The sequence below is a fragment of the Streptomyces sp. R35 genome (assembly GCF_041053035.1).
Taxonomy (GTDB): domain Bacteria; phylum Actinomycetota; class Actinomycetes; order Streptomycetales; family Streptomycetaceae; genus Streptomyces; species Streptomyces lutosisoli.
The window spans coordinates 8,399,168-8,425,266 of sequence record NZ_CP163440.1; the positions used below are offsets into that span (position 1 = coordinate 8,399,168).

Genomic DNA, 26,099 nt, shown 5'->3' on the forward strand with positions numbered 1-26,099 from the left:
CATGCCGAAGCGCAATGGCCGCCCCGTCGTCCACACGGTGACCGTCCTGGCGCTGCTCGCGGGCAGCGCGTACTTCACGTACGAACTGCGCAGGGACGAACAGGCGAAGGTCCCGGCCGCCCAGACGGTCACCGACAACGGCCTGCAGAACTCGGGCAAGGCGACCGGCAAGCAGACCTGGGAGCGGCTGAACGACCCGGCGCGTTCCGTGCTGCGCGACGCCAAGGGTGCGGTCATCGCCACCTTCACCGACGGCGCCCGCACCGCCACCCTCAAAGGCCAGTCCCGCACCTTCAGCGAACCCGCCAATACCAGCACCAAGGTGGTCACCGACGACTGGGTCCGCCTCATGCCGGAACCCTGGACCAAGGGCGCCCAGAACCAGCAGTGGTTCAAGGACTGGTTCAAGAAGTACTACGGCAGCCAGGAGGACGACATCTTCGCGATCGCCTTCCAGTACGTGCAGGGCGCCCCGGTCAAGAAGGACGACGCGGGCGTACCGTACCGTGGCGACGCGGTGTTCGGCCCGTTCAAGCCGGACGGCGTGGACCGCCTGGAGCAGAACGACTTCTACGACTACCTCGGCATCCCGTACACCTTCCGCGACGGGACCACGATGCAGCCGCGCGCGGACCGCTACCGGGCCCTGGACTGCTCCGGTTTCCTGCGGATGGTGTGGGGTTACCGCTCCCGCTACCCGCTGATGGCCAGCAACACCCTCGGCGACGGACTGCCCCGTACCGCCAACGGCATGGCACGTTCCAAGGTCGGCGTCGACATCATCAAGCTCCAGGGCCCCGCCCCCTGGTACACCCGCCCTAAGAACACTGACATGCTGCAGCCGGGCGACCTGCTGTTCTTCAAGATGGACCACCGCACCGGCGACCACATCGACCACTCCGCCATCTACATGGGCCTGGACACCGAGGGCCACAAGGTCTTCGTCTCCAGTCGCAAGGAGCAGAACGGCCCGACGATCGGCGACAAGGGCGGTGTCTCCCGCATCGACGGCAACGGGTTCTACGCCGAACTGTTCCGCAGCGCCAAGCGGCTCTGAGTGAGGGGGGCCGGGCCTCGGCGGCCGCCCCGCCCCCGATTAAAGTGAACCGGTGAACGGCGACTGGCTCATACGCGGCCGCGACGGCAGGCTCAGTGCGTACCTGCTGTCGGAGGCCGCCGTCCGCTGCCGGGCCGAGCGCGGCCCCGGCGGCCCCTGGGATCCTCCGCGCACCGTGGGCGGCGCCCAACGCCTGCATCCCGTACTCGCGGTGGGCCAAGGCCCCGACGGCTACGCCCATCTCGTCTCGTGGCGTCCGACCGTCACCGGAGAGTCGGGCCTGGTCCACTCCACGCACTTCCGTCCGCGTCTGGCCGCCCTCGACTGGAATCCGATCGGTCACCCCGACAAGAAGGGCGACCGTACCGGGACGCCCGCCGTCGCGGTGGACGCCGAGGGACGCGCCCATGTCTTCGTACGCAACAAGGGCGGCGGAGTGAGCATGGTCGCGCAGAAGGCGAAGGGCGGCTGGGATCCGTGGCGCGACCTCAAGGGGCGTGACGTGCACGGGGATCTGGCGGCCGTGACCGGGGAGTCCGGGCGCGTCGAGCTGTACGCGGCCGTCCCGGGCGGCATCCTGCACTGGCGCCAGGAGGAGCCGGGCGCGCAGCCTGTCCTCCAGGAGGCCCTGGAAACCCCGGTACGCCCGGGCACTCTCCGCGCCCTGGCCACCTCCCCCGACTCCACCACCCTCTTCTTCACCGACGAGACGGGTGACCTCTGCGCCTGGCGCCCGGGAACCAAGCCGGTGCCGCTGCTGGCCGCCGCCGGGCCCGGTCCTGTCTCGGCCATTCGCTGTGAACTCGACGGCTACGACTGCACGTTGCTCGCTCAGCGTTCGGCGAGCGGGCGGGTGGCTTTCGCCGCGTATCCGACGGAGCAGGAGTCGGCGGGGGCGTGGTGGGCGGAGTCCGGTCCGCAACTTCCCGCCGACGCCCAGGTGTCCCTCGCGGAGGACGACGCCGGCCGCGTCGTCGCCGCGAGCCTCGCACCGGGCAGCGACGCCCTCCTCCTCACCCACCGCAAACACGAGCCAGGCCTCGCCCTGGAGGCCTGGCGCCCGGTGTAACACCCGGTTCCCTCGCCCCCGCCGCCCCTACCCGTCCCATCCCTGGAGGCTCCGCCCCCAGACCCCCAACAGATTGCGCAGTTCCCCGCGCCCCTAAAAGGGGCGCGGGGAACTGCGCAATCTGTTAGACCAGCCCCCACCCACCCGCAGCCGGCGAACCAGGGCGGTCGGGGGATCGCGGGGCGAAGCCCCGCGCCTTCAGGGGCGCGGGGAACTGCGCGAACGGCCCCCACCGGCCCGCGGCCGACGAACTACCCGGGGGCGCAGCCCAACGCCGGGTGCCCCGCACACCAAGAAGGCGTGCAGGGCACCCGGTTGACCCAGTGGAACGCTTACGCGGGGACGGAAGCCACGCCCGCCGAAAGGAACCGCTTCCCGTTCACCCGCTCGGAGACGCCCTCACGGTCCAGGTACGGAGTGATACCGCCCAGGTGGAAGGGCCAGCCGGCACCGGTGATCAGGCAGAGGTCGATGTCCTGGGCCTCGGCGACGACACCCTCGTCGAGCATCAGACCGATCTCCTGGGCCACCGCGTCCAGGACGCGGTCACGGACCTGCTCCTCGGTGAGGACGACGTCGCCCTGCTTCAGCAGCGCCGCGACCTCGGGGTCCAGCTCCGGCTTCCCGCTGTCGTACACGTAGAAGCCACGCTTGCCCGCCTTGACGACGGCCGCGAGGTTCGGGGAGACCGTGAAGCGCTCCGGGAAGGCCCGGTTGAGGGTCTCGGAGACGTGCAGACCGATGGCCGGGCCGACCAGCTCAAGCAGCACCAGCGGCGACATCGGCAGACCCAGCGGCTCGACCGCCTTCTCCGCGACCTCGACCGACGTGCCCTCGTCGATGACGTTCTGGATCTCGCCCATGAAGCGCGTGAGGATGCGGTTCACGACGAACGCCGGGGCGTCCTTCACCAGAACCGCCGTCTTCTTCAGCTTCTTGGCGACACCGAACGCCGTGGCGAGCGAGGCGTCGTCCGTCTGCTCGCCGCGCACGATCTCCAGCAGCGGGAGGATCGCGACCGGGTTGAAGAAGTGGAAGCCGACGACCCGCTCGGGGTTCTTCAGCTTCGACGCCATCTCCGTCACCGACAGCGAGGACGTGTTCGTCGCGAGGATCGCGTGCGCCGGGGCGACGGCCTCGACCTCGGCGAACACCTGCTGCTTGACGCCGATCTCCTCGAAGACGGCCTCGATGATGAAGTCGGCGTCGGCGAAGCCCTCGGCCTTGTCCAGCACACCGGTGACCAGCGCCTTGAGGCGGTTGGCCTTGTCCTGGTTGATACGGCCCTTGCCGAGCAGCTTGTCGATCTCGGCGTGGACGTAGCCCACACCCTTGTCGACGCGCTCCTGGTCGATGTCCGTGAGGACGACCGGCACTTCGAGACGGCGCAGGAAGAGCAGGGCGAGCTGCGAGGCCATCAGGCCCGCGCCCACGACGCCCACCTTGGTGACCGGACGCGCGAGGGACTTGTCCGGGGCGCCCGCGGGGCGCTTGCCGCGCTTCTGGACCAGGTTGAACGCGTAGATGCCGGAGCGCAGTTCGCCACCCATGATCAGGTCGGCGAGCGCCACGTCCTCGGCGTCGTAACCCTTCTGCAGGTCACCGTCCTTGGACGCCGCGATGATGTCCAGCGCGCGGTACGCGGCCGGAGCCGCACCGTGCACCTTGCTGTCGGCGATGAAACGGCCGCGCGCGACGGCCTGGTCCCAGGCCTCACCGCGGTCGATCTCGGGGCGCTCGACGGTGACGTCACCCTTGAGGACGGAAGCCGTCCACAGCAGCGACTGCTCCAGGAAGTCCGCGCCCTCGAAGATCGCGTCGGCGATACCGAGGTCGAAGACCTGCTGGCCCTTGAGCTGCTTGTTCTGGTTCAGCGAGTTCTCGATGATCACCGAGACGGCCTTGTCCGCACCGATCAGGTTCGGCAGGATCGTGCAGCCGCCCCACCCGGGGACCAGACCGAGGAAGACCTCGGGGAGGGAGAAGGCGGGCAGCGCCTTGGAGACCGTGCGGTACGCGCAGTGCAGACCGACCTCGACGCCACCGCCCATCGCCGCACCGTTGTAGTACGCGAAGGTCGGGACCGCGAGGCCCGACAGGCGCTTGAAGACCTCGTGGCCGCCCTTGCCGATGGCGAGCGCGTCGTCGTGCTTCTTCAGCAGCTCGACGCCCTTGAGGTCCGCGCCGACCGCGAAGATGAACGGCTTGCCGGTGACGCCGACACCGACGATCTCGCCGGCCGCCGCCTCCTTCTCGACCTGGTCGATGGCGGCGTTGAGGTTCGCCAGCGACGCCGGGCCGAAGGTGGTCGGCTTGGTGTGGTCGAAGCCGTTGTCCAGCGTGATGAGCGCGAAGCGCCCGGCGCCGAACGGCAGGTCGAGGTGGCGTACGTTCGCCGAGGTCACGACCTCGTCGGGGAACAGCTCGGCCGCGCCCTTGAGGAGTTCGGTGGTGCTCACTTGTCGCCTCCGGCGTCCTTGTGGTGCGGGTTCTCCCAGATCACCGTGGCGCCCATGCCGAAGCCGACGCACATGGTGGTGAGGCCGTAACGGACCTCCGGCTGCTCCTCGAACTGGCGGGCCAGCTGCGTCATCAGACGGACGCCGGAGGAGGCCAGCGGGTGGCCGTACGCGATGGCGCCGCCGTACTGGTTGACGCGCGCGTCGTCGTCGGCGATGCCGTAGTGGTCGAGGAACGCGAGGACCTGGATGGCGAAGGCCTCGTTGATCTCGAAGAGGTTGATGTCCTCGATGGAGAGACCGGCCTTCGCCAGCGCCTTCTCCGTCGCCGGGATCGGGCCGTAACCCATGACCTCCGGCTCGACGCCCGCGAAGGCGTACGAGACGAGCCGCATCCTGACCGGCAGGTTGTTCTCGCGGGCGAAGTCCTCGGACGCGATGATCGACGCGGTCGCACCGTCGTTCAGACCGGCCGCGTTACCGGCGGTGACCCGGCCGTGGACGCGGAACGGCGTCTTGAGCCCGGCGAGGTTCTCCAGGGTGGTCCCCGGACGCATCGGCTCGTCGGCGGTCACCAGGCCCCAGCCGGTCTCACCGACTTCCGCGTTGGTGTTGCGCACCGAGATCGGCACCAGGTCCTGCTGGATCTTGCCGTTGGCGTACGCCTTGGCGGCCTTCTCCTGCGAGCGCACCGCGTACTCGTCGGCGCGAAGCTTCGTGATGTGCGGGTAGCGGTCGTGCAGGTTCTCGGCGGTCATGCCCATGAACAGGGCGGACTCGTCGACCAGCTTCTCGCTGACGAACCGCGGGTTCGGGTCCACGCCCTCGCCCATGGGGTGGCGGCCCATGTGCTCGACACCACCGGCGATGACGGCGTCGTACGCACCGAAGGCGATGGAGCCCGCGGTGGTGGTGACGGCGGTCAGCGCGCCCGCGCACATGCGGTCGATCGAGTAGCCGGGAACCGACTGCGGCAGCCCGGCCAGGATGCCGGCCGTGCGGCCGAGCGTCAGGCCCTGGTCACCGATCTGCGTGGTCGCGGCGATGGCGACCTCGTCGATCTTCTTCGGGTCGAGACCCGGGTTGCGGCGCAGCAGCTCCCGGATCGCCTTCACGACAAGGTCGTCGGCGCGGGTCTCGTGGTAGATGCCCTTCGGGCCCGCCTTGCCGAACGGGGTGCGGACGCCGTCGACGAAGACGACGTCCCTGACGGTACGAGGCACGATGGCTCTCCTCCAGATGCGGGATGGCACTGCTGCGCGACACACGCGACTGAGCGCGCGCTCACCCCCACATGCTACTTACGAGTAACCACCCTGCCCAGTCCCGAGCGAGGGAGCGGCGAACGTCACATCGAAACCCCCCTGTGCATCAGCGCCCCGATAGGGGCGCGAGGAACTGCGCGACAAGCCACATACGGCCCGCAGACCGCATACGACAGACCCCGTCACCCCCTGGGCGGCGCAGTAGACCCCCGAGGAGTAAGCACAGGCGTAGCCACAGGATGCGACCCCCCACCCTCCCCAGTGATCACCCCGAACAAGGTCCGAGCCACATCCGCCCCGAACCCATGCACGTCATGACTCATCGCGGACAACGTCGGATGCGTCAGCCGGCACAACTGAGAGTCGTCCCACGCCAGCAAAGAAACATCCCCCGGCACCGACAACCCCATCTCGGCCGCCACCGACAACCCCGCCACAGCCATGATGTCGTTGTCGTACACAATCGCGCTGGGCCGATCAGAAGCCGCGGCGGTCAACAAAGACCGCGTCGCCCGAGCCCCCGCATCCCCCGAGAAATCCGTAGCCACCTGCCACGCCCCCTCAAGCCCCAGCCCCCGCCCCACCTCATCGAACGCGGCCGTACGAATCGACGTATGCCCCAGCGCCGCCGCACCCCCCACCCGGGCGATCCTGCGATGCCCGAGCGCCGCGAGATACCGCACGGCCTCCGTGACGGCGGTCGCGTCATCGGTCCACACGGAGGTGAGGCTGCCGGTGAGCGACGGATGGCCGACCGCGACGACGGGCATGCCCAAGCGCTCCACCGCCGCCACCCGAGGATCGCCGTCCCGGAAGTCGACCAGAATCGACCCGCTGACCTGCTTCCCCTTCCACCACGCGTCCTGGAGTCCGACCTCCTCCTCCAGATTCCGTACGAGCCGCAGCAGCAGCGAGCACGAATGTTCGGTCAGCACGCTCTCCACCCCGGAGATGAACTCCATGTAGAAGGGTTCGAGCCCCAGCAGCTTCGCGGGCCGGCAGATCGCGAGCCCGACCACGTCCACCCGCTGGTTCGACAGCGACCGCGCGGCGAGGTTCGGCGCCCATCCCAGCTCACGGGCCGCCTCGAAGATCCGGTCCCTGGTGGCGTCGGAGAGCCCCGGCTTGTGGTTGAAGGCGAGCGACACCGCTCCCTTGGACACCCCGGCGCGCGCGGCGACGTCCTTGATGGTCACGCGGGGGGTCGGCGCTGTCGTCATCGGGTCGGCTCCACGCAGTACAGGGCGGATCGGGCGGTGGCCGCGTCAGGAGTCTCCCAGCCGCGTACGCCCATGGTGACCTGTTCGCCGGGGAGCAGGGTGACCAGCCCGGTGTCGGCCTCGGCGCCGGGGTCGAGCCGGTCGGCCTGCAACAGCAGATCCCGTACGAGGGTGTGGGCCGTCACGGTCACCGCGCCCGGCGCGACCGTCACCTCGAACTCCGGCCGTGGGTAAGGGACTTCGCGGTCCGGCACGGGGAAGTGCAGCGCGCGCAGCCCGTCCGCGTCCGCCACGAGGAACTCCTTGGGCCCCACCGGCTCCAGCTCTCGCTCCACGCGGACCTCGGCGACCGTACGCGCGGCGGCCGACAGCCCGACGCTCGCCTCGGCCACGACGGTTCCGTCGACGGACATCCGCCGCAGCGCGAGCGACGGCGTCCATGTGTCCGCCGTCTGGTTCACGGCGGCCAACACCAGCCCACCGCCCCGGGGTTGCAGTGTCAGCAGCCGGTCCGCGTACAGCCGGCGCAGCTCGTGGTAGAGCGGCTTGGTCCGCCCGTCCCCGTCGATCGCGGCCCAGGACGTCACCGGCCAGCAGTCGTTGAGCTGCCAGACGATCGTGCCCGCGCACACCGGCCAGTGCGAGCGCCAGTGCTCGATCCCGGCGGCGACGGCGCGGGCCTGGTTGACCTGGGTGAGGTAGTGCCACCGGTCGAAGTCGCCTGCCGAGAAGCCCCCTTGAGGCACAGGGAAGTGCCGGGCGAGCCCGCGCTCCAGCTTGCCGTTCCCGTCGTCCGCCTTCTGGTGGTGCAGCATGCCGGGGGAGTCGGGGGCGAGCCTCTCGCCGGGCAGCGCGCGCCGAAGTGTCGCGTACGCGGGCGGTGCCTGCCAGCCGAACTCGGCCACGAAACGGGGGACTTGCAGCCGGTAGCCGGCGTAGTCGTCGCGGTTCCAGACCTCCCAGGAGTGGTGCGTCCCGTGCGCCGGGTCGTTCGGGTGATGGTCCCAGGAACCGGACCAGGGGCTGCCCGCCGTGTACGGCCGCGTCGGATCCAACTCGGCGACCACACGCGGCAGTAGCCCCAGGTAGTACCCCTCACCCCACGAGTCGCCGGCCAGCCGCCGCTCCCAGCCCCAGTCCCGGAAGCCCCACAGGTTCTCGTTGTTGCCGTTCCACAGCACGAGCGAGGGGTGCGGCATCAGCCGTACGACGTTCTCGCGCGCCTCGGCCTCCACCTCGCCGCGCAACGGCTGCTCCTCCGGATAGGCCGCACACGCGAAGGGAAAGTCCTGCCAGACCATCAGCCCCAGCTCGTCGCAGGCGTCGTAGAAGTCCTCGCTCTCGTAGATGCCGCCGCCCCAGATCCGCACGAGATCGACGCCCGCGCCGGCCGCCCGCGCGAGCCGTTCGCGATACCGCTCGCGGGTGATCCGGGACGGAAAGACGTCGTCCGGGATCCAGTTGACGCCCCGCGCGAACATCCGCTCACCGTTCACGACGAAGGTGAAGCCGGTGCCGTGGTCATCGGCCGACGTATCCAGCTCGACGGTCCGGAAGCCGATCCGGCGCCGCCAGACATCGAGCGGACCGTGTGCGCCGGAGAGCGTCAACTCGATCTCGTACAGCGACTGTTCGCCGTATCCGCGCGGCCACCACAGCTCGACGTCCGGGACTTCGAGGCGTACGACCCCGCTGGCTCCGTCGACCGCCGCGCTCGCGCGCACCCCGCCGACCCGGGCCTCCAGGACGAGGTCGGCCTCGACCCCGGTCCGCTCGGCCTCGACGGCCAACTCGACGCGCCCCAGACCGTGTTCGACGGTCACCAGTGGCCGCACGCGGGCGATCCGCGCCGTCGACCAGTGCTCAAGGCGTACCGGCCGCCAGATACCGGCCGTCACCAGCGTCGGCCCCCAGTCCCAGCCGAAGGAGCACGCCATCTTCCTGAGGTACTGGAAGGGCTCGGGATACGCGTTCGGCCGCTCGCCGAGCCGGTCCCGCACCGCCTCGGCCGCGGTGTACGCGGAGGTGAAGCGTACCGAGAGCGGGCCCTGGAGGCCGGTGACGTCGAAGCGGTACGAGCGGTGCATGTTCTGTACAGAGCCCAGGAGTTGACCGTCCGGACCGCCCAGACGGATCTCGGCGGCGGTGTCCAGGCCGTCGAAGACGAGGTCGGTCCGCTCGTGCCCGGAGGAGGCGGTTACGTCGATCCCGTACGTCCAGTCCCGCCGCCCCACCCACGCCACCTCGGTCTCGTTCCGCCCGAGGAACGGGTCCGGAATGACCCCCGCCGCCAGCAGATCCGTGTGCACACAGCCCGGTACCGCGGCCGGAAGTGCGGCTCCCTCGTGCCGCAGGGTCCATCCCTCGGCGAGCGGTGTGACGTCCAGCATGCGCACTCCCTAAACCGGTCGAGTCAGAAGATGCCCAGGGCCGCGAAAGATTTCGAAATCGTTGGCGGAATAAGGACTTTACCGGTTTAGCAGCGGCTGTCAGAGTGCCGAATCAGCCAACCGACGTGAACGGAGCTGGTGCAGATGAATCACCGCACGACACTCGCCGGAACACTCCTCGCCGGGGCCCTGTTGGCATCGGGCTGCACCGGGACCGGAGGCTCGTCGCAGGGCGCGGACGCCAAGGCACCCGACGACCCGAAGACGGTGTCCGGGACCATCAAGGTCCTCACCCAGCGGACCGACCTCGTGCAGGACGGCACGATGAAGAAGTACGCCGCCGCGTTCAACAGGACGTATCCGAAGGTCAAGGTCGAGTTCGAGGCCCTCACGAACTACGAGACCGAGGCCAAGATCCGGATGAACACGGAGAACTACGGCGACGTCCTGCTGATCCCCGCCGTGATCAAGAAGACCGACTACCCGAGGTTCTTCGCCTCCCTCGGCACCCGGGCCGAGCGCGCCAAGAAGTACCGGTTCACCGACTTCACCACCGTCGACGGCAAGGTCTACGGGCAGAGCCCGATCGGCGTGACCCCCGGCTTCCTCTACAACAAGAAGGTCTGGCAGCAGGCCGGCGTCACGGGGTGGCCCACCACCCCGGCCGAGTTCCTCACCGACCTCAAGGCCATCAAGTCCCGGACCGACGCGACCCCGTACTACACCAACTTCTCCGCCCAGTGGCCGCTGACCTCGTGGACGGCCGTCAACGGCTCGGTCGGCTGCGACACCGAGGCGACCACCAAGCTGGCCGAAGGCGATCCCTGGGCGAAGGGCGCCGACCTGAGAGTCGGCGACACGCTCCTGTACGACATCGTGCACCAGGGGCTGATCGAGAAGGACCCGACGACCACCAACTGGGAGGCGTCCAAGCCCCGGTTGGCGAAGGGGCAGATCGCCACGGAGTGGCTCGGCACCTGGGCCATCATCCAGTTCCAGGACGCCGCCCGGCAGGCCGGGACCGATCCGGACGACATCGGGTTCATGCCCTTCCCGGCCCAAGTGGGCGGAAAATTCTGCGCGGTGGTCGGCCCGGACTACAACCTGGCCGTCAACGTCCACTCCCCGCACAAGGAAGCGGCCCGCGCCTGGATCGACTGGTTCACCGACAAGTCCGGCTACGACAAGGACAACCTGGCGATCTCGCCGCTCAAGGACGCGCCGCTGCCCGACGTCCTGAAGCCGTACGAGGACCAGGGCGTGAAGTTCATCGAGATCTCGGACGCCAAGGGCGCCGAGGTCAAGGCGATCGACGACCAGTCCGAAGTCGGCATCAACAAGCCCGAATACCGGCAGAACCTCGTCGACCTCGCACGCGGAGCCAGGAAGGGCAGCCTGGACAGCTTCCTGAACGACCTCTCCAAGAAGTGGGCCGACGCCCGGAAGACCGTGGGCCCCTGATGACGGACACCACCGAGAAGGCGGCCTCCACGGCCGCGGGGGCGGTCGCTCCGGCCGCCCCCCGACCGGCGCCGCCCCCGCGCACGGCACGGCTGTGGCGGGGCCTCACCCCCTGGCTCTTCCTGATCGCCCCGCTCGCCCTGCTCATCACGTTCACCTACGCGCCGATCGCCAACATGATCGCGTACAGCTTCACCGACTGGGACGGAGTGAGCCCCGAACTGCACTACATCGGGGGCCAGAACTACACCGAGATCTTCACCAGGGAAGACCTCTTCCAGGTGTTCTTCGTCAGCGGCTACTACCTGGCCGCCTCCGTGGTGCAGATCGTGGCCGCGCTCTATTTCGCGACGATCCTGAGCTTCAACGTCCGCTTCCGGAACTTCTTCAAGGGCGTGCTCTTCTTCCCGTATCTGATCAACGGGGTGGCGATCGGTTTCGTCTTCCTCTACTTCTTCCAGGACGGCGGCACCCTCGACGCGGTGCTCGGCCTGTTCGGCTACCACTCGGACCACGCCTGGCTCTCCACCCCGACCTCCGCGAACGTCTCCCTCGCCGGCGTCTCGGTCTGGCGCTACATGGGCCTGAACTTCGTCCTGTTCCTGGGCGCGATCCAGTCCATCCCGGGGGAGTTGTACGAGGCCGCCGAACTGGACGGCGCCGGCCGCTGGCACCAGTTCCGCTACATCATCGCGCCCGGCATCAGACCGGTCCTGAGCCTGACCGTGATCCTCTCGATCTCCGGCTCGCTGTCGGTCTTCGAGATCCCCTACATCATGACCGGCGGAGCGACCGGCACCGAGACCTTCGTGATCCAGACGATCAAGCTGGCCTTCCAGTTCAACAAGACGGGGCTCGCCTCGGCGGCGGCGGTCGTGCTGCTGCTGATCATCCTGGCGGTGACCTGGGTGCAGCGGCGCCTCGTCCCTGACGACAAGGTGGACCTCGTATGACGCGCCGCGCGCTGGCCCGCACCCTCGTGTACCTGTCGCTGATCCTCGCGGCGGTCGTCGTGCTGCTCCCGCTCGGCGTGGTCGTCCTGACGTCCCTCAAGTCCTCGCAGGAGATGGCGGACGACAGCGGAGCCCTCACGCTCCCCGACAACCTGCTGAACTTCCACAACTACGTGACGGCGTTCCAGGACGGCCGGATGCTCTCGGCGTTCGGCAACACGGCCTTCATCCTGCTCTTCGCCATCGGCGGCACGGTCCTCATCGGCTCGATGACGGCGTACGCCATCGACCGCTTCACGTTCCGCTTCAAGAAGCTGGTGGTGGCCCTGTTCCTGATCGCCGCCCTGGTCCCCGGCGTGACGACCCAGGTGGCGACCTTCCAGATCGTCAACAGCTTCGGCCTCTTCGACACCCGCTGGGCCCCGATCGTGCTCTACATGGGCACCGACATCGTGTCGATCTACATCTTCCTGCAGTTCGTCCGGTCCATCCCGATCTCCCTGGACGAGTCCGCCCGCCTCGACGGCGCCAACACCTTCACGATCTACTGGAGGATCATTCTCCCGCTGCTCAAGCCCGCGATCGCGACCGTCGTGATCGTGAAGGGGATCACCGTCTACAACGACTTCTACATCCCGTTCCTCTACATGCCGTCCGAAGATCTTGGCGTGATCTCGACGTCGCTCTTCCGCTTCAGAGGCCCTTTCGGAGCCCACTGGGAGACGATCTCGGCAGGAGCGGTCCTCGTCATCCTGCCGACCTTGATCGTCTTCCTGTTCCTCCAGAGGTTCATCTACAACGGCTTCATGCGAGGCGCAACGAAGTAACACGCGCCCCGTAAGGGGCGCGGGGAACTGCGCGAGCAACCCAAAACAACCCGCACCCGCCGTACGTCAGACCCCCTACGGCGCCGAGGCACCCTTCACAGCCAGCGCAGCAACCAGCACCGGAGCGACCAGCTCAACCTGCCAAGCCCGCGCCCCGTACCCCGCAAGCGCGGCAGCCACGGCCCCCGAGTCCAGCGAACCCGGCGGCTCCCAGCAGACCCTCCGCACCGTGTCCGGAGTGATCAGGTTCTCCTGAGGCATGTTGAGCTCCTCGGCCAGCGCCGACACGGCGGCCCGCGCGGCGGACAGCCGAGCCGCGGCGGCCGGGTCCTTGTCGGCCCAGGCCCGCGGCGGCGGAGGCCCGGTGACGGGCTGCCCCGGCTGCGGCAGCTCGGAGTCCGGCAGCGCCTTCGCGCGATCCACGGCGGCCTGCCACTGCTCCAGCTGGCGCCGCCCCATCCGGTGTCCGAACCCGTTCAGCGCGGCGAGCGCCTGCACGTTGACCGGAAGAGAGAGCGCGGCCTCCACGATGGCCGCGTCCCCGAGCACCTTGCCCGGCGAGATGTCCCGCCGCTGCGCGATCCGGTCCCGGGCCTCCCACAGCTCCCGTACGACCGCCATCTGCCGGCGGCGGCGCACCTTGTGCATCCCGGACGTACGGCGCCAGGGGTCCTTGCGCGGCGGCGCTGGCTCGGCCTGCGCGATCGCGTCGAACTCCTGCCGGGCCCAGTCCAGCTTGCCCTGCCGGTCGAGCTCCTTCTCCAGGGCGTCGCGCAGGTCGACGAGCAGCTCCACGTCGAGCGCGGCATAGCGCAGCCACGGCTCGGGCAGCGGACGCGTCGACCAGTCGACGGCGGAGTGCCCCTTCTCCAGTACGAAGCCGAGCACGCTCTCGACCATCGCGCCGAGGCCCACCCGGGGGAACCCGGCCAGGCGCCCGGCCAGCTCGGTGTCGAAGAGCCGCGTCGGCACCATGCCTATCTCGCGGAGACAGGGCAGGTCCTGGGTGGCGGCGTGCAGCACCCACTCGACTCCGGAGATGGCCTCGCCGAGGCCGGAGAGGTCGGGGCAGGCGACGGGATCGATGAGCGCGGTGCCCGCGCCCTCGCGGCGCAGCTGCACCAGATAGGCGCGCTGGCCGTATCGGTACCCGGACGCGCGTTCGGCGTCCACGGCGACGGGGCCGGATCCGGCGGCGAAGGCGGCGATCACCTCGGCGAGCGAGGCTTCGTCGGCGATCACGGGCGGAATGCCGTCTCGGGGCTCAAGCAAAGGGATCGGCGCCGGTTCGACGTCGTCCGGAGGGGCGCCTCCGGTGGTTCGCAGTGAGCTGTCTGCTGCGGTCTCTTGGGCGTCGGTCACCTGTCAAGGGTATCTGTGTATGGACAACGCCCGCCGACGGAACGTTCCGTCGACGGGCGTCTGGGGGTCGTAAACCAGTCAGGTCAGTGAAAGATCCGGTTCACGGTCGGTGGGGACGGGGTGCGGGGTCGGTGGAATCGGCGGTTTCGGCGGGCTCACAGGTCGCGGGGCCCGGTTGGTCCAAGTGGACTCGGTGTGGGCTCAGTGGATGATTCCGGTGCGCAGGGCCACCGCCACCATCCCGGCGCGGTCGCCCGTGCCGAGCTTGCGGGCGATGCGGGCGAGGTGGCTCTTGACGGTCAGTGCGGACAGGCCCATGGAGACGCCGATGGCCTTGTTCGACTGGCCCTCCGCGACCAGGCGGAGCACCTCGACCTCACGGCCGGACAGCTCGCGGTAGCCGCCCGGGTGGCTCGGGGCACCCGGGGGGCGGCGGTGCATACGGGCTGCGGCCGAGCCGATGGGCGCGGCGCCCGGCCGGGTGGGGAGGCCGACGTTCGTACGGGTGCCGGTGACGACGTAGCCCTTGACGCCGCCCGCGAGGGCGTTGCGTACGGCACCGATGTCGTCGGCGGCGGAGAGGGCGAGGCCATTGGGCCAGCCGGCGGCTCTGGTCTCGGAAAGGAGGGTGAGGCCGGAACCATCCGGCAGGTGGACATCGGCGACACAGATGTCGCGCGGGTTGCCGATTCGGGGACGGGCCTCCGCGACGGACGACGCCTCGATGACGTCGCGCACTCCGAGCGCCCACAGGTGGCGGGTGACGGTGGAGCGGACCCGGGGGTCGGCCACGACCACCATGGCGGTCGGCTTGTTCGGGCGGTAGGCGACCAGGCTTGCGGGCTGCTCGAGGAGAACGGACACCAGGCCTCCTGGGGTGCGGGACGGTACCGGCTCTGGGGATGAAGCCGGGGACGAACCGTGCTTTCAAGGTCACAGACGTCTTCGGCACCAAACCCGTCCTCCTTTAGAGAATGATCACGATTTGGTGAGTAACAATCCGTGCAATTCGGACACGCGATCGATCATCCGAAGATCGAACCGAGTCGCTCGACGTCGATACGCGGCCGAAAGTGGTCGTATCGACAAAGAACCGGTAAGGACCGGTAATGAGGTGCGCGAGTCGGCGTCCCGGCCGGCGGGTTCAGCGGGACCGTGGGCAGGGCATGGTGGGCCCGCGGAACCAGGGCGGCCCGCCGAACCAGGTGGAACCAGGCGGAATCAGTGCGGCTGCGGGCCGCGGCGCTGCGGAAGGGAGACCACCGACGCGTCGCCCGGGTTCACTGGCGGGAGCCCGGCGATCTGGCACAGCAGGTCGCACCATGCCGCGAGGTGCGCGGCGGTGTCCGGGACGCCGCCCAGGCCCTCGCGCGGTGTCCACGACGCCCGGATCTCGATCTGGGAGGCGGCCGGGCGCTCCGCGAGGCCGCCGAAGTAGTGCGAGCTCGCGCGCGTGACGGTGCCGCTCGGTTCGCCGTACGACAGACCACGGGCCTGGAGCGCGCCGGTCAGCCATGACCAGCAGACCTCGGGGAGCAGCGGGTCGGCGGCCATCTCCGGCTCCAGCTCCGCGCGGACCAGGGTCACCAGGCGGAAGGAGCCCTGCCAGGCGTCGTGCCCCGCCGGGTCGTGCAGCAGCACGAGGCGGCCGTCGGCCAGATCCTCGTCGTCCGCGACGACCGCGGCCTCCAGGGCGTACGCGTACGGGGCCAGGCGCTGCGGCGGGCGCGTCGGGTCGATCTCGATCTCCGGCCGCAGCTGCGCGGCCCTCAGCGCGTCGACTGCGGTCCGGAAGGGTGGCGGAGCCGTCTCCGTCGCATCGCGGTCCCCCTCCTTCGAATCGTCCATTCCGTCAGCGCCGTCCGACAGTCGTCCCTGAGCCGCAGCCATGCGGGGAAGATTAAGGGGAACGGAGCCTTTGCGCAGGGAGAGACACCCCTGCCTCCGGCGGTTCGGCGGGAACGGGTTGGTTTCGCCGTGTTCGTGACCGTGACTGTGGGTGGTCGTTCGCGGTTCGTCCTGAGGGGTTCGGTTCTGTGGCGGGTGCGGGTGGTCTTCGGTTGCTCGCGCCCACGCGGCGGAGCCGCACAGTGTCACAGCCTCGCGCCCCTAAAGGGGCGCTGGTGCCCCCGAGCCCGGTTGTCGGTACGGCGTGGGAGACTTTGCGTCGTGAGTGATAACCACGGCCCTTCCGGCCAGCCGCCGACCGCCACGTACGAGTCCGCCTTCCTCAAGGCGTGCAGGCGCGAGCCCGTGCCGCACACGCCCGTGTGGTTCATGCGGCAGGCCGGTCGCTCGCTGCCCGAGTACCTCAAGGTGCGCGAGGGCATCCCCATGCTGGAATCGTGCATGCGGCCCGAGCTGGTCACCGAGATCACGCTCCAGCCCGTGCGCCGGCACAACGTGGACGCGGCGATCTACTACAGCGACATCGTGGTCCCGCTGAAGGCCATCGGCATCGACCTCGAGATCAAGCCGGGCGTCGGCCCGGTCGTCGAGAACCCGATCCGCACCCGCGCCGACCTGGCCCAGCTGCGCGACCTGACCCCCGACGACGTGTCGTACGTCACCGAGGCGATCAAGCTGCTGACGGCCGAGCTCGGCTCCACTCCGCTCATCGGTTTCGCGGGCGCGCCTTTCACCCTCGCGAGCTACCTCGTGGAGGGCGGTCCGTCCAAGAACCACGAGCACACCAAGGCGCTCATGTACGGCGACCCGCAGCTGTGGGCCGACCTGCTCGACCGTCTCGCCGAGATCACGTCCGCGTTCCTGAAGGTCCAGATCGAGGCGGGCGCCAGTGCCGTCCAGCTTTTCGACTCCTGGGTCGGCGCCCTGGCACCCGCCGACTACCGCCGCTCGGTGATGCCGGCGTCGGCCAAGGTCTTCGAGTCCGTCGCCGGGTACGGCGTCCCGCGCATCCACTTCGGTGTCGGAACCGGTGAGCTGCTCGGCCTCATGGGCGAGGCGGGCGCCGACGTGGTCGGCGTCGACTGGCGTGTCCCGCTCGACGAGGCCGCCCGCCGTGTGGGCCCCGGCAAGGCGCTCCAGGGCAACCTCGACCCGGCCGTCCTGTTCTCCTCGACCGAGGCCGTGGAGACGAAGACCCGCGAGGTGCTCGACGCCGCCGCCGGTCTCGAAGGCCATGTCTTCAACCTCGGCCACGGCGTCCTGCCGACCACCGACCCGGACGCGCTGACCCGGCTCGTGGAGTACGTCCACGAGCGGACGGCCCGCTGACGCCTCACCAACTGTGCCGCGCCTGCCTGCCCCACAGCAGGCGGCGCGGTTCCGGTGGAGGCGGGGTGCCCGGGCGCAGCGGCCAGGCGAGCAGCATGCCCGCGAGGAAGCCGACCACGTGCGCCGAGTACGCCACCGTTCCCGCGGCCGAGACGCCGCTGCCGGACGAGTACACGGCCTGGAGCACGAACCAGAAGCCCAGCACGATCCACGCGGGCAGCCGCAGCGGCAGGAACACAAGGAACGGGACGAGAACCCAGACCCTGGCCTTCGGATAGAGCACCAGATAGGCGCCGAGGACCCCGGCGATCGCTCCCGAGGCGCCGATCAGCGGGTCGGACGAGGCGTCGTTGAGGAGCGCGAAGCCGTATCCGGCCGCGTAGCCGCAGGCCACGTAGAACAGCGTGAACCGCACATGCCCCATACGGTCCTCGATGTTGTTGCCGAAGATCAGCAGGAACAGCATGTTGCCCAGCAGATGCAGCCAACTCCCGTGCAGGAACATCGCCGTGAACACCGACAGCGGCGGCGACTTGTCGTAGCCCGGCGGGCCGACCACACAGCCGGTTCCCTGCGGCCCGGCGCCGACCTCGCCCGTGGGCACCAGCCTGGGCAGCTGATGGTGGATCAACTCCCGTGGCACCGCGGCGTAGTGGTCCAGGAACGCGTGGAGGTGGCACAGCTGCGACAGGGCGCTGTCCCCTGCCACCGATCCGGCTATGCCGGGGGTGTAGAGGAACACGAGAACATTCGCGGCGATCAGCGCATACGTCACATAGGGCGTGCGCCGTACCGGGTTCACGTCATGGACGGGGATGACCACAAGGAACTAGTGCCCTCGACGCGCCGTCGCTGAACGCCGACATCCCCTCGTGCGTATGTCTCCTCAACCGCCCGCGCCGCGACGAAGACGCGACGCGAGGAAGACGTGAGGACACAGGCGATGAACGACCGAGTTACTCCTCCGATGCATGCCCTGCCCGACGGCGAGGCGGAAATCGCCCTGGTGCTGCACCTCCCGTGGGAGGACGTCGCCGCGCTCGGCCAGGAGGCGGGGCGCCTCGCTGCGCGGATGCAGCGGCCGGTGACGCTTGACGAGGCCGTCAGCCATCGGTTGCGGTCCGCGCGGGCGGCGGCTCATGCGAAGCCGGCGCAGTCGCCTCCGGCGGTGGTGGCGCCGGCGTCAGTGTCGTCGCTGCCGGCGCGGCCGCCTGCGGAGCAGGCCCGGCAGGCGATTGACCGGATCAATGGGACTGCCGGGCACGAATCTGCGTAGTCGCGCCGCGGGGGCTGGGGTTGTGTGTTGACTGCCGGTCCGTTGTGGCTGGTCGCGCAGTTCCCCGCGCCCCTATGGGGCGCTCCTGCGCACCTTTGTCACTGCCTTGCGGGCTGCCACCAGTACTGGGTCCCAGACCGGGGAGAACGGGGGCGCGTAGCCCAGGTCCAAGGCTGTCATCTGTTCCACTGTCATGCCCGCGGTCAGGGCCACCGCGGCGATGTCGACGCGTTTTGCGGCGCCCTCGCGGCCGACGATCTGGACGCCGAGGAGGCGGCCGGTGCGGCGTTCGGCGAGCATTTTCACGGTCATGAGGGCGGCGTTCGGGTAGTAGCCGGCGCGGCTGGTCGACTCGATGGTGACGGTCTCGAACTGGAGGCCCGCCCTGTGAGCGTCCTTCTCGCGGAGCCCGGTGCGGGCGATCTCCAGGTCGCAGACCTTGCTCACCGCCGTGCCGACGACACCGGGGAACGTGGCGTACCCGCCGCCCACGTTGGAGCCGATGACCTGCCCGTGCTTGTTGGCGTGCGTGCCCAGCGCGATGTGCCGTTCGCGCCCGGAGACCAGGTCGAGCACCTCGACGCAGTCGCCGCCCGCCCAGATGTTCTCGTGCCCGCGCACCCGCATCGCCAGGTCGGTGAGCAGCCCGCCGTGGTCGCCGAGGGGCAGGCCGGCCGCCTTGGCGAGCGTCGTTTCGGGGCGTACGCCGATGCCGAGGACCACCACGTCCGCCGGGTACTCGGCGTCCTCCGTGGCGATCGCGCGGACCCGGCCGTCCTCACCGGTGAGGATCTTGGTGACCTCGGCGTCGTCGACCATGGTGATGCCCATCGCCTCCATGGCCGTGTGCACCAGGCGGCCCATGTCCGGGTCGAGCGTGGACATCGGTTCCTTGCCGCGGTTGACGACCGTCACCTCGTACCCGCGGTTGATCAGCGCCTCGGCCATCTCCACACCGATGTAGCCCGCGCCGACGACCACCGCGCGACGGCCCTCCGTGGCCGCCAGCGTGTCCAGGAGGGCCTGGCCGTCGTCCAGGGTCTGCACACCGTGCACGCCGGGAGCCTCGGCGCCCGGCAGGTCGGGGCGGATCGGGCGGGCGCCGGTCGCGATCACGAGTTTGTCGTACGACGTCCACTCCTCGGCCCCGGATTCGAGGTCCCGGGAGCGCACCCGGGCGCCCGTGACGTCGATCTCCGTGACCTCCGTACGCATCCGCAGGTCGATCGCGCGCTCCCGGTGCTCCTCGGGTGTCCGCGCGATCAGCTGGTCCCGTTCGGGGACGTCGCCGCCCACCCAGTAGGGGATGCCGCACGCCGAGTAGGAGGTGAAGTGCCCCCGCTCGAACGCCACGATCTCCAGCTCGTCCGGCCCCCGCAGCCGGCGTGCCTGTGACGCGGCGGACATGCCCGCCGCGTCACCGCCGATCACGACCAGTCGCTCCCTGGCCCCGCCCTTACCGCCCGTACGGCTCATGCTCATACGAACACGCTACGGGGGCCCGGCATTTCAGTCCTCCTCGCCACCCTCTCCGGACACCGGCGGGGCCGCGGGCAGCGAGCCCGTGGCCGCCGGAACGGGAGCCGTCGCCGATGCCGCGCGACGCGAGAGGCGAGGCACTACGAGACGCATCCACAGCAGCACGAGCAGTGCCGCGCCCGCCGCGAACGGGAGGACCGCGCCGAGCGCCATGGCGATCCAGCGCAGCATCGTGACGAAGGCGTTCCAGCCGCCCGTGACCGCGTCCACGAAGCCCGGGTCGTCGTCCTTCTTCTCGGCCTTCTTCACCGGGGTCTCGGACAGCGAGAGCGTGATCGTGGCCAGGCTGGTGCGGTCCTTCAGGGACGCCTGCTGGGCGAGCAGCGCCTCCAGGTCGGACTCACGGCTGCTCAACTCGCCTTCCAGGGTGACCACGTCGCTGAGCTTGGTCGCCCGGTCCATCAGCTCGCGGACCCGGGCCACGCTGGCGCGCTGCGACTTGATGCGGCTGTCCACGTCCACGACCTGGTCGGTGACGTCCTGTGCCTTGGCCGTCCGCTCGACGACCTTGCCCGCACCCTCCAGGTCGGCGAGTACCTCGTCGTACCGCTCGGTGGGCACGCGCAGCACGACGCGCGTGCGCTCGTGGCCCTTGCCGTCGCGGGTGGTGGTCTCGTTGCCCACGTAGCCGCCCGCGTTCTCGGCCGTGGTGCGGGTGTCGTCCAGGGCCTTGGGCACGTCCTTGACCTGCACGGTAAGGGAGGCGGTGCGGATGATGTGGCTCGCGGTCAGCTTGGGCGGAGCGGTGGCCTTGGAGTCGTTCGCCCGGCCGCTGCCCGCGGCGCCGGGGCCGGCCTTCTCGGCGTCCTGGGCGGCCGCCTTGTCGGCAGCCCCGCCGCCGTCGCTGTCGCTCGCGGTGTCATTGGCGCCGCTGCAGCCCGTCAGTGCCAGGGCGGCGGCGAGGAGCATCCCCGCCAGGACCTGGACGGGCCGTACGGAGCGTGCGGAGTTTCGTGTGCGCATAAGGGCCTACCCCCGAGGATCGCGTCGACTGACGCTCCTTCGACGCCCGGACGGGCCGGGACGTTGGCCTGATCCGGTCCCGATGCGGTCACGGTCAGGACTCGTGCGGGACACCGGACTCCTGAGGGGAGTGTCGGTGGGGTCTGAGAGGGTGGAGGCATGCGCGAAGAGGAGACTCGTACGGGTACGGGACACGTCGTGGTCATCGGGGGCGGGATCGCCGGTCTGGCCGCCGCTCACCGATTGCTGGGCCGCGGCGCGCGCGTGACCGTCCTGGAGGCGTCGGACCGCGTCGGCGGCAAGCTGCTGCCCGGCGAGATCGAGGGCGCGCGGGTCGACCTCGGCGCCGAGTCGATGCTCGCGCGCCGCCCCGAGGCGGTGGCCCTCGCCCGCGAGGTCGGCCTCGCCGACCGCCTCCAGCCGCCCGCCACGGCGACGGCCTCCCTGTGGACCCGCGGCGCGCTGCGCCCGATGCCCAAGGGCCATGTCATGGGCGTCCCCGGCACCGCGTCCGCCCTCTCCGGAATCCTCTCCGACGAGGGCCTGCACCGCATCGAGCGCGACGCCGACCTGCCCCGCACGGAGGTGGGCGACGACGTGGCGGTGGGGGAGTACGTGGCGGCCCGCCTCGGCCGCGAGGTCGTCGACCGGCTGGTCGAACCCCTCCTCGGCGGTGTCTACGCGGGCGACGCCTACCGCATCTCCCTGCGCCTGGCCGTCCCCCAGCTCTTCGCGGCAGCCCGCACCCACACCTCCCTGACGGAGGCGGTCCGCGAGATCCAGGCGAAGGCGGCCGCGGCCCAGCAGACCGGCCCGGTGTTCATGGGTATCGCGGGCGGTGTCGGTCAACTGCCGCTGACGGTGGCCGAGTCGGTCCGCGCGCGGGGCGGCGAGATCGTCACCGGCGCCCCGGTGACAGAGCTGCGCCGCGCCGGGGGCGCCGGCTGGCAGGTCGTCGCCGCAGGCCGAGCGCTCCGCGCGGACGCCGTCGTCCTCGCCCTGCCCGCCCCGGCGGCCGCCACACTGCTGCGCGCCGAGGCACCCGCCGCCGCGACCGAGCTGTCCGCCGTGGAGTACGCCTCCATGGCGCTGGTCACCCTCGCCTACCGGCGCGGCGACATCACCCTCCCCGAAGGGAGCGGTTTCCTGGTGCCGCCCGTCGACGGGCACACCATCAAGGCGTCCACCTTCGCCTCCCAGAAGTGGGGCTGGATCGCCGAGGAGAACCCCGGCCTGCTCGTCCTGCGCACATCCGTCGGGCGGTACGGCGAGACGGAGGTCCTCGGCCGGGAGGACGCCGACCTCGTGAAGGTGTCCCGGCACGACCTGCGGGAAGCGACCGGCCTGGCCGCCGAGCCCCTCGCGACCCGGGTGACACGGTGGGACGACGGGCTGCCGCAGTACCCCGTCGGGCACCACGCGCGCGTGGCCCGCATCCGCGAACACGTCGGCAAGCTCCCGGGCCTCGCCGTGTGCGGCGCGGCGTACGACGGGGTCGGCATCCCCGCGTGCATCGCGAGCGCGTACGCCGCGGTGGACCAGCTCGGCGGCGACGGCACAGGCCTGGACGCGCTGAGGGCGAACCCGGTGCAGAGTCTGCACGGCGGAGCGGGAGAATAGCCCCATGAGTGACGACGCCCCCACCACCGGCCCCGCCAAGATCCCGAACAAGGGCAAGCTGGCCAAGGACCTCAACGAGGTCATCCGCTACACCCTGTGGTCCGTCTTCAAGCTGAAGGACGTGCTGCCCGAAGACCGCGCCGGTTACGCCGACGAGGTCCAGGAGCTCTTCGACCAGCTCGCCGCGAAGGATGTCACTGTCCGCGGTACGTACGACGTGTCGGGGCTGCGCGCCGACGCCGACCTCATGATCTGGTGGCACGCCGAGACCGCCGACCAGCTCCAGGAGGCGTACAACCTCTTCCGCCGCACCAAGCTGGGCCGCGCCCTGGAGCCGGTCTGGTCGAACATGGCGCTGCACCGCCCCGCCGAGTTCAACCGCTCGCACATCCCGGCGTTCCTCGCCGACGAGACGCCGCGCAACTACGTGAGCGTCTACCCCTTCGTGCGCTCCTACGACTGGTACCTGCTGCCCGACGAGGACCGCCGCCGCATGCTCGCCGACCACGGCAAGATGGCCCGTGGGTACCCGGACGTGCGCGCCAACACGGTCGCCTCGTTCTCCCTCGGCGACTACGAGTGGCTGCTGGCCTTCGAGGCCGACGAGCTGTACCGCATCGTCGACCTCATGCGTCACCTGCGCGCCTCCGAGGCCCGCATGCACGTCCGCGAGGAGGTCCCGTTCTACACGGGCCGCCGCAAGGACATCGCCGAACTGGTCGCGGGCCTCGCCTGATCAGGGCGCCTGCCGGGCGGTCCTCGAGTCCTCGGAATGCGACGAGCTCTTTGAGCTTTCCGAGCCCGCTGAGCCTGCTGAGGTCTCCGCACTCTCCGCGCTCTTCGAACGACCGCCCGGCGCCGCCGGCTTCGGCTGGGCGTGCGGCGCGCACGCCGCACTGCGCTCCGGGAGCCTGCCCTCCAGCACATACGCGTTGAGGTAGCCGTTGACGCACTGGTTGGGCCCGCCCCCGATACCGTGCGTCCCGGCCCCGTTCTCGGTCACCAGGACCGAGCCCGACAGCCGCCGCTCCAGCTCCAGGGCCCCGTCGTACGGCGTCGCGGCGTCCCGCTCGGCCGCCAGGATCAGGGTCGGCGGCAGTTCCCCGGGCAGCGCCCGCACATCGAGCGGTTCCTGCCGCGGCACCGGCCAGTACGCGCACGGCAGGTTCATCCACACGTTGTCCCACGTCTCGAACGGCGCCCTGCGCGCGAGGCGCGTGTTGTCGCGGTCCCAGGTGCGCCAGTCGGTCGGCCAGGGCGCGTCGTTGCACTCGACGGCGGTGTAGACCGCGTTGCCGTTCTCCTGCTCGGCGGCCGCCTCCGGATGCGGACCGGCCTGCTCGATCAGCGGCTTCGCGTCGCCCTTCAGATAGGCGGACAGCGCCATGGCACTCTGCGGCCAGTAGTCGTCGTAGTACCCGGCCTCCAGGAACGTGCCCTGCAACTGGCCCGGCCCCACCTTGCCGCCCGCGGGCGACGCGGCCAGCTGCGCCCGCGCCTTCTCGTAGCTGTGCAGCACCTCTTCGGGTGTGGCGCCGAGCCCGTACACCTTGTCGTGCCGGGCGATCCAGGCGCGGAAGTCCGCCCAGCGGCTTTCGAACGCGGCCGACTGGTCGAGGTTGTTCCGGTACCAGATCTGGTCGGGGTCGGGGTTCACCGCCGAGTCGAAGACCATCCGGCGTACGTGCGAGGGGAACAGCGTCGCGTAGAGGGCGCCGAAGTACGTCCCGTACGAGGCGCCCATGAAGGTCAGCTTCCGCTCGCCGAGCGCGGCGCGCAGCACATCCAGGTCACGGGCGTTGTTGAGCGACGTGTAGTGGCGCAGGGCGCTGCCCGAGCGCCGGGCGCAGCCGCGCGCGTACGCCTTCGCCTCCGCGATGCGCTCCTTCTTGTACGACTCCGAGGGATGGGTCGGCGACTGCGAGGGCGCCTTCACGAAGTGCTTCGGGTCCTGGCAGGACAGCGGAGCGGAGCGGTCGACACCGCGCGGGGCGTAGCCGACGAGGTCGTAGGCCGCCGCGATCGGCTTCCACTCGGGGAGGAAGCCGATCAGCGGGAAGTACATGCTGGAGGCGCCCGGGCCGCCGGGGTTGTAGACGAAGGCGCCCTGGCGCGGCACCTTCCGCTTGGAGTTCTTGGCGTCCTTGCCGGTGGCCTTGACGCGGCTGACGGTCAGCTTGATCCGCTTGCCGTCGGGATGGGCGTAGTCGAGGGGCACGGTGACCGTGCCGCACTGGAGAGCACCCGGGATCGGCTGCTCCTTGGAGCACTTCCCGAAGTGGATGCCCGCGGCCGCGGCACGCTCGGCGGCGACGGCGGTGCCGCGCATCTCGGCCACGCCCGCCGGGTCCGGCCAGATCGGTTCGCCGCCCGCCGGGGCGGCGACGAGGGCGGTCAGGATCATGGACCCTGCGGTTCCGTATAGGACGGCGGCTCTCATCGGGAATCCCTTCAGCGCGCGGCAGCGACAAAAGGGATGTTTCGTTCGACGGTTGGTGAAGTAAAGCACCGGGCCGCCGGTGTCGGCCCCAATGACCCCGATGCGCCCCCTGGGGCGCCCCTCAGCCCCTTTCCCCGGCCCCGCGCCCCGGGTCGCGGTCGCGGTGCGTGAAGGCCGCGCGCAGCTCCGGCTCGCCGATCGCGCGAATACCGCGTACGGCGATGGAGGTGAGGTACGTACGGTCGTCGCCGGTGTCGTCGCCGCGCCGGGCGAGGGTGCCCAGCAGCCGCTGTCCGGCCGGGGAGGCCCAGCGCGTGTAGGGGTGCACCTCGATGCGGGCGATGGCGAGGCAGCTCAGCGTGAGGATGAGCGGGAGCAGGAACCAGACCGCGACCGGCACCGCGTTCTCGGTGGTCTGCGCGGGCAGCAGCACGGCCACCGCGCCCAGCGCCAGGACGGCCGCGGTGGCGGCCTGCACCTGGCGGACGGCGCCCGCGACGGTGGTGCGGGCGCCGTCGGGCACGGCGAGGCCCGCGGCGACCAGGTGGTCGGCGAGGTGGCGTACCGAGTCCGCGGCGGCCGTGGTCGCCCGTACCGGCGCTATCCGGGACTGGCCCTCCGGGCCGATGGCCCCGATGACCGAGCGCTCCATCTCGTCGCGCCCGCGCGGGTCCACGACGGTCGCCCAGCCGGTGTGCGCGAGCAGCAGCCGGCGCTGGCGGGCCATCGACACCAGGGTCAGATCGGCGACCCGGTCGGGGCCGCCGCACAGGAACGCCGCCTCGTACAGCGTGAGGTCGTGACCGCGTGCCGCGTCCGCGTCGACGGCCGCCGCGCGTACGGCTGCCAGGCACAGCCGGGTGCAGGAGGTGCCGGCCGCGGCCCAGGCCAGGAGCAGGAGAAGGACCCAGAACATGGCGTGTTTCTATGCGAACGGCCGGGCGGGCGCCATGGTTTGTTC

21 protein-coding genes are annotated in these 26,099 nt (G+C 70.3%); 9 read left to right on the plus strand and 12 right to left on the minus strand.

Features of this window, described 5'->3' with window-relative positions; translation table 11 throughout:
* Window position 1 precedes the first annotated feature (1 nt).
* Complete coding sequence (locus tag AB5J50_RS37795) at window positions 2–1,057, plus strand: NlpC/P60 family protein (protein WP_369263128.1); 1,056 nt, start codon at window positions 2–4, stop codon at window positions 1,055–1,057.
* 52 nt (window positions 1,058–1,109) lie between these two features.
* Window positions 1,110–2,126 (plus strand): hypothetical protein, encoded by a 1,017-nt coding sequence (locus tag AB5J50_RS37800; RefSeq protein WP_369263130.1) that lies wholly within the window; start codon window positions 1,110–1,112, stop codon window positions 2,124–2,126.
* Between the two features lie 332 nt (window positions 2,127–2,458).
* Here AB5J50_RS37800 and AB5J50_RS37805 read toward each other — a convergent pair whose 3' ends face one another.
* The 4 genes from AB5J50_RS37805 to AB5J50_RS37820 all read right to left on the minus strand — a co-directional run bounded on the left by AB5J50_RS37805 (window position 2,459) and on the right by AB5J50_RS37820 (window position 9,460).
* Window positions 2,459–4,585, minus strand: coding sequence for a 3-hydroxyacyl-CoA dehydrogenase NAD-binding domain-containing protein (locus tag AB5J50_RS37805; RefSeq protein ID WP_327432496.1), 2,127 nt, complete (start codon window positions 4,583–4,585; stop codon window positions 2,459–2,461).
* Window positions 4,582–5,808 (minus strand): acetyl-CoA C-acyltransferase, encoded by a 1,227-nt coding sequence (locus AB5J50_RS37810; protein ID WP_369263132.1) that lies wholly within the window; start codon window positions 5,806–5,808, stop codon window positions 4,582–4,584. The genes AB5J50_RS37805 and AB5J50_RS37810 overlap by 4 nt, the downstream gene beginning before the upstream one ends.
* 224 nt (window positions 5,809–6,032) lie before the next feature.
* Window positions 6,033–7,070 (minus strand): LacI family DNA-binding transcriptional regulator, encoded by a 1,038-nt coding sequence (locus AB5J50_RS37815; RefSeq protein ID WP_369263134.1) that lies wholly within the window; start codon window positions 7,068–7,070, stop codon window positions 6,033–6,035.
* On the minus strand, window positions 7,067–9,460 hold the full coding sequence (locus AB5J50_RS37820) for a glycoside hydrolase family 2 protein (protein ID WP_369263136.1): 2,394 nt from the start codon (window positions 9,458–9,460) through the stop codon (window positions 7,067–7,069). The genes AB5J50_RS37815 and AB5J50_RS37820 overlap by 4 nt, the downstream gene beginning before the upstream one ends.
* Before the next feature lie 144 nt (window positions 9,461–9,604).
* On the opposite strand from AB5J50_RS37820, the gene AB5J50_RS37825 reads away from it, so the two are divergent.
* From AB5J50_RS37825 to AB5J50_RS37835, 3 genes are read left to right on the plus strand one after another with little or no spacing between them, the layout of a single operon-like run.
* Window positions 9,605–10,921, plus strand: a complete 1,317-nt coding sequence (locus tag AB5J50_RS37825) for an extracellular solute-binding protein (protein ID WP_369263137.1) — start codon at window positions 9,605–9,607, stop codon at window positions 10,919–10,921.
* Window positions 10,921–11,874, plus strand: a complete 954-nt coding sequence (locus AB5J50_RS37830) for a carbohydrate ABC transporter permease (protein ID WP_369263139.1) — start codon at window positions 10,921–10,923, stop codon at window positions 11,872–11,874. The genes AB5J50_RS37825 and AB5J50_RS37830 overlap by 1 nt, the downstream gene beginning before the upstream one ends.
* Window positions 11,871–12,701, plus strand: coding sequence for a carbohydrate ABC transporter permease (locus tag AB5J50_RS37835; protein ID WP_369263141.1), 831 nt, complete (start codon window positions 11,871–11,873; stop codon window positions 12,699–12,701). Before AB5J50_RS37830 ends, AB5J50_RS37835 begins: the two co-directional genes overlap by 4 nt.
* A gap of 75 nt (window positions 12,702–12,776) precedes the next feature.
* Here AB5J50_RS37835 and AB5J50_RS37840 read toward each other — a convergent pair whose 3' ends face one another.
* From AB5J50_RS37840 to AB5J50_RS37850, 3 genes are all read right to left on the minus strand, one after another.
* Window positions 12,777–14,063: an HRDC domain-containing protein gene (locus AB5J50_RS37840; RefSeq protein WP_369263143.1), complete on the minus strand. Its 1,287-nt coding sequence runs from the start codon at window positions 14,061–14,063 to the stop codon at window positions 12,777–12,779.
* A gap of 201 nt (window positions 14,064–14,264) precedes the next feature.
* Window positions 14,265–14,927 carry a response regulator transcription factor gene (locus AB5J50_RS37845; protein ID WP_019073943.1) on the minus strand — a complete coding sequence of 221 codons (663 nt, stop codon included), beginning with the start codon at window positions 14,925–14,927 and terminating at the stop codon, window positions 14,265–14,267.
* Between the two features lie 357 nt (window positions 14,928–15,284).
* Window positions 15,285–15,953 (minus strand): DUF3000 domain-containing protein, encoded by a 669-nt coding sequence (locus AB5J50_RS37850; RefSeq protein ID WP_369263144.1) that lies wholly within the window; start codon window positions 15,951–15,953, stop codon window positions 15,285–15,287.
* Between the two features lie 279 nt (window positions 15,954–16,232).
* Here AB5J50_RS37850 and hemE point away from each other — a divergent pair, with 279 nt between their 5' ends.
* The gene (hemE, locus tag AB5J50_RS37855) at window positions 16,233–17,300 is read left to right on the plus strand and encodes a uroporphyrinogen decarboxylase (RefSeq protein WP_369263146.1); all 1,068 of its coding nucleotides are present in this window, start codon (window positions 16,233–16,235) and stop codon (window positions 17,298–17,300) included.
* Between the two features lie 4 nt (window positions 17,301–17,304).
* Here the strand turns inward: hemE and AB5J50_RS37860 are convergent, their stop codons facing one another.
* Window positions 17,305–18,123, minus strand: coding sequence for a rhomboid family intramembrane serine protease (locus tag AB5J50_RS37860; protein WP_369263148.1), 819 nt, complete (start codon window positions 18,121–18,123; stop codon window positions 17,305–17,307).
* A 120-nt stretch (window positions 18,124–18,243) separates the two neighbouring features.
* On the opposite strand from AB5J50_RS37860, the gene AB5J50_RS37865 reads away from it, so the two are divergent.
* Complete coding sequence (locus AB5J50_RS37865; protein WP_369263149.1) at window positions 18,244–18,576, plus strand: hypothetical protein; 333 nt, start codon at window positions 18,244–18,246, stop codon at window positions 18,574–18,576.
* 72 nt (window positions 18,577–18,648) lie between these two features.
* Here the strand turns inward: AB5J50_RS37865 and AB5J50_RS37870 are convergent, their stop codons facing one another.
* Window positions 18,649–20,058 (minus strand): FAD-dependent oxidoreductase, encoded by a 1,410-nt coding sequence (locus AB5J50_RS37870; RefSeq protein WP_369263151.1) that lies wholly within the window; start codon window positions 20,056–20,058, stop codon window positions 18,649–18,651.
* A gap of 27 nt (window positions 20,059–20,085) precedes the next feature.
* Window positions 20,086–21,078 (minus strand): DUF4349 domain-containing protein, encoded by a 993-nt coding sequence (locus AB5J50_RS37875; RefSeq protein ID WP_369263152.1) that lies wholly within the window; start codon window positions 21,076–21,078, stop codon window positions 20,086–20,088.
* A 159-nt stretch (window positions 21,079–21,237) separates the two neighbouring features.
* Here AB5J50_RS37875 and hemG point away from each other — a divergent pair, with 159 nt between their 5' ends.
* Together hemG and hemQ are read left to right on the plus strand one after the other, a co-directional pair.
* Entirely contained in the window at window positions 21,238–22,698 is a 1,461-nt protein-coding gene (hemG, locus tag AB5J50_RS37880) for a protoporphyrinogen oxidase (protein WP_369263154.1), read from the plus strand.
* A 4-nt stretch (window positions 22,699–22,702) separates the two neighbouring features.
* Window positions 22,703–23,434, plus strand: a complete 732-nt coding sequence (gene hemQ / locus AB5J50_RS37885; RefSeq protein ID WP_330307999.1) for a hydrogen peroxide-dependent heme synthase — start codon at window positions 22,703–22,705, stop codon at window positions 23,432–23,434.
* On the opposite strand, the gene AB5J50_RS37890 is transcribed toward hemQ, so the two are convergent.
* Complete coding sequence (locus AB5J50_RS37890) at window positions 23,435–25,138, minus strand: alpha/beta hydrolase (protein ID WP_369263156.1); 1,704 nt, start codon at window positions 25,136–25,138, stop codon at window positions 23,435–23,437.
* A gap of 121 nt (window positions 25,139–25,259) precedes the next feature.
* Entirely contained in the window at window positions 25,260–26,054 is a 795-nt protein-coding gene (locus AB5J50_RS37895) for a TIGR04222 domain-containing membrane protein (protein ID WP_369263158.1), read from the minus strand.
* Window positions 26,055–26,099 lie beyond the last annotated feature (45 nt).

Coding starts and splice junctions, on each gene's coding strand:
- AB5J50_RS37795 (WP_369263128.1), top strand. CDS start 2: ATGCCGAAGCGCAATGGCCGCCCCGTCGTCCACACGGTGACCGTCCTG.
- AB5J50_RS37815 (WP_369263134.1), bottom strand. CDS start 7,070: ATGACGACAGCGCCGACCCCCCGCGTGACCATCAAGGACGTCGCCGCG.
- AB5J50_RS37820 (WP_369263136.1), bottom strand. CDS start 9,460: ATGCTGGACGTCACACCGCTCGCCGAGGGATGGACCCTGCGGCACGAG.
- AB5J50_RS37825 (WP_369263137.1), top strand. CDS start 9,605: ATGAATCACCGCACGACACTCGCCGGAACACTCCTCGCCGGGGCCCTG.
- AB5J50_RS37830 (WP_369263139.1), top strand. CDS start 10,921: ATGACGGACACCACCGAGAAGGCGGCCTCCACGGCCGCGGGGGCGGTC.
- AB5J50_RS37835 (WP_369263141.1), top strand. CDS start 11,871: ATGACGCGCCGCGCGCTGGCCCGCACCCTCGTGTACCTGTCGCTGATC.
- AB5J50_RS37850 (WP_369263144.1), bottom strand. CDS start 15,953: ATGGCTGCGGCTCAGGGACGACTGTCGGACGGCGCTGACGGAATGGAC.
- AB5J50_RS37865 (WP_369263149.1), top strand. CDS start 18,244: ATGAACGACCGAGTTACTCCTCCGATGCATGCCCTGCCCGACGGCGAG.
- AB5J50_RS37870 (WP_369263151.1), bottom strand. CDS start 20,058: ATGAGCATGAGCCGTACGGGCGGTAAGGGCGGGGCCAGGGAGCGACTG.
- AB5J50_RS37875 (WP_369263152.1), bottom strand. CDS start 21,078: ATGCGCACACGAAACTCCGCACGCTCCGTACGGCCCGTCCAGGTCCTG.
- hemG (WP_369263154.1), top strand. CDS start 21,238: ATGCGCGAAGAGGAGACTCGTACGGGTACGGGACACGTCGTGGTCATC.
- hemQ (WP_330307999.1), top strand. CDS start 22,703: ATGAGTGACGACGCCCCCACCACCGGCCCCGCCAAGATCCCGAACAAG.
- AB5J50_RS37890 (WP_369263156.1), bottom strand. CDS start 25,138: ATGAGAGCCGCCGTCCTATACGGAACCGCAGGGTCCATGATCCTGACC.
- AB5J50_RS37895 (WP_369263158.1), bottom strand. CDS start 26,054: ATGTTCTGGGTCCTTCTCCTGCTCCTGGCCTGGGCCGCGGCCGGCACC.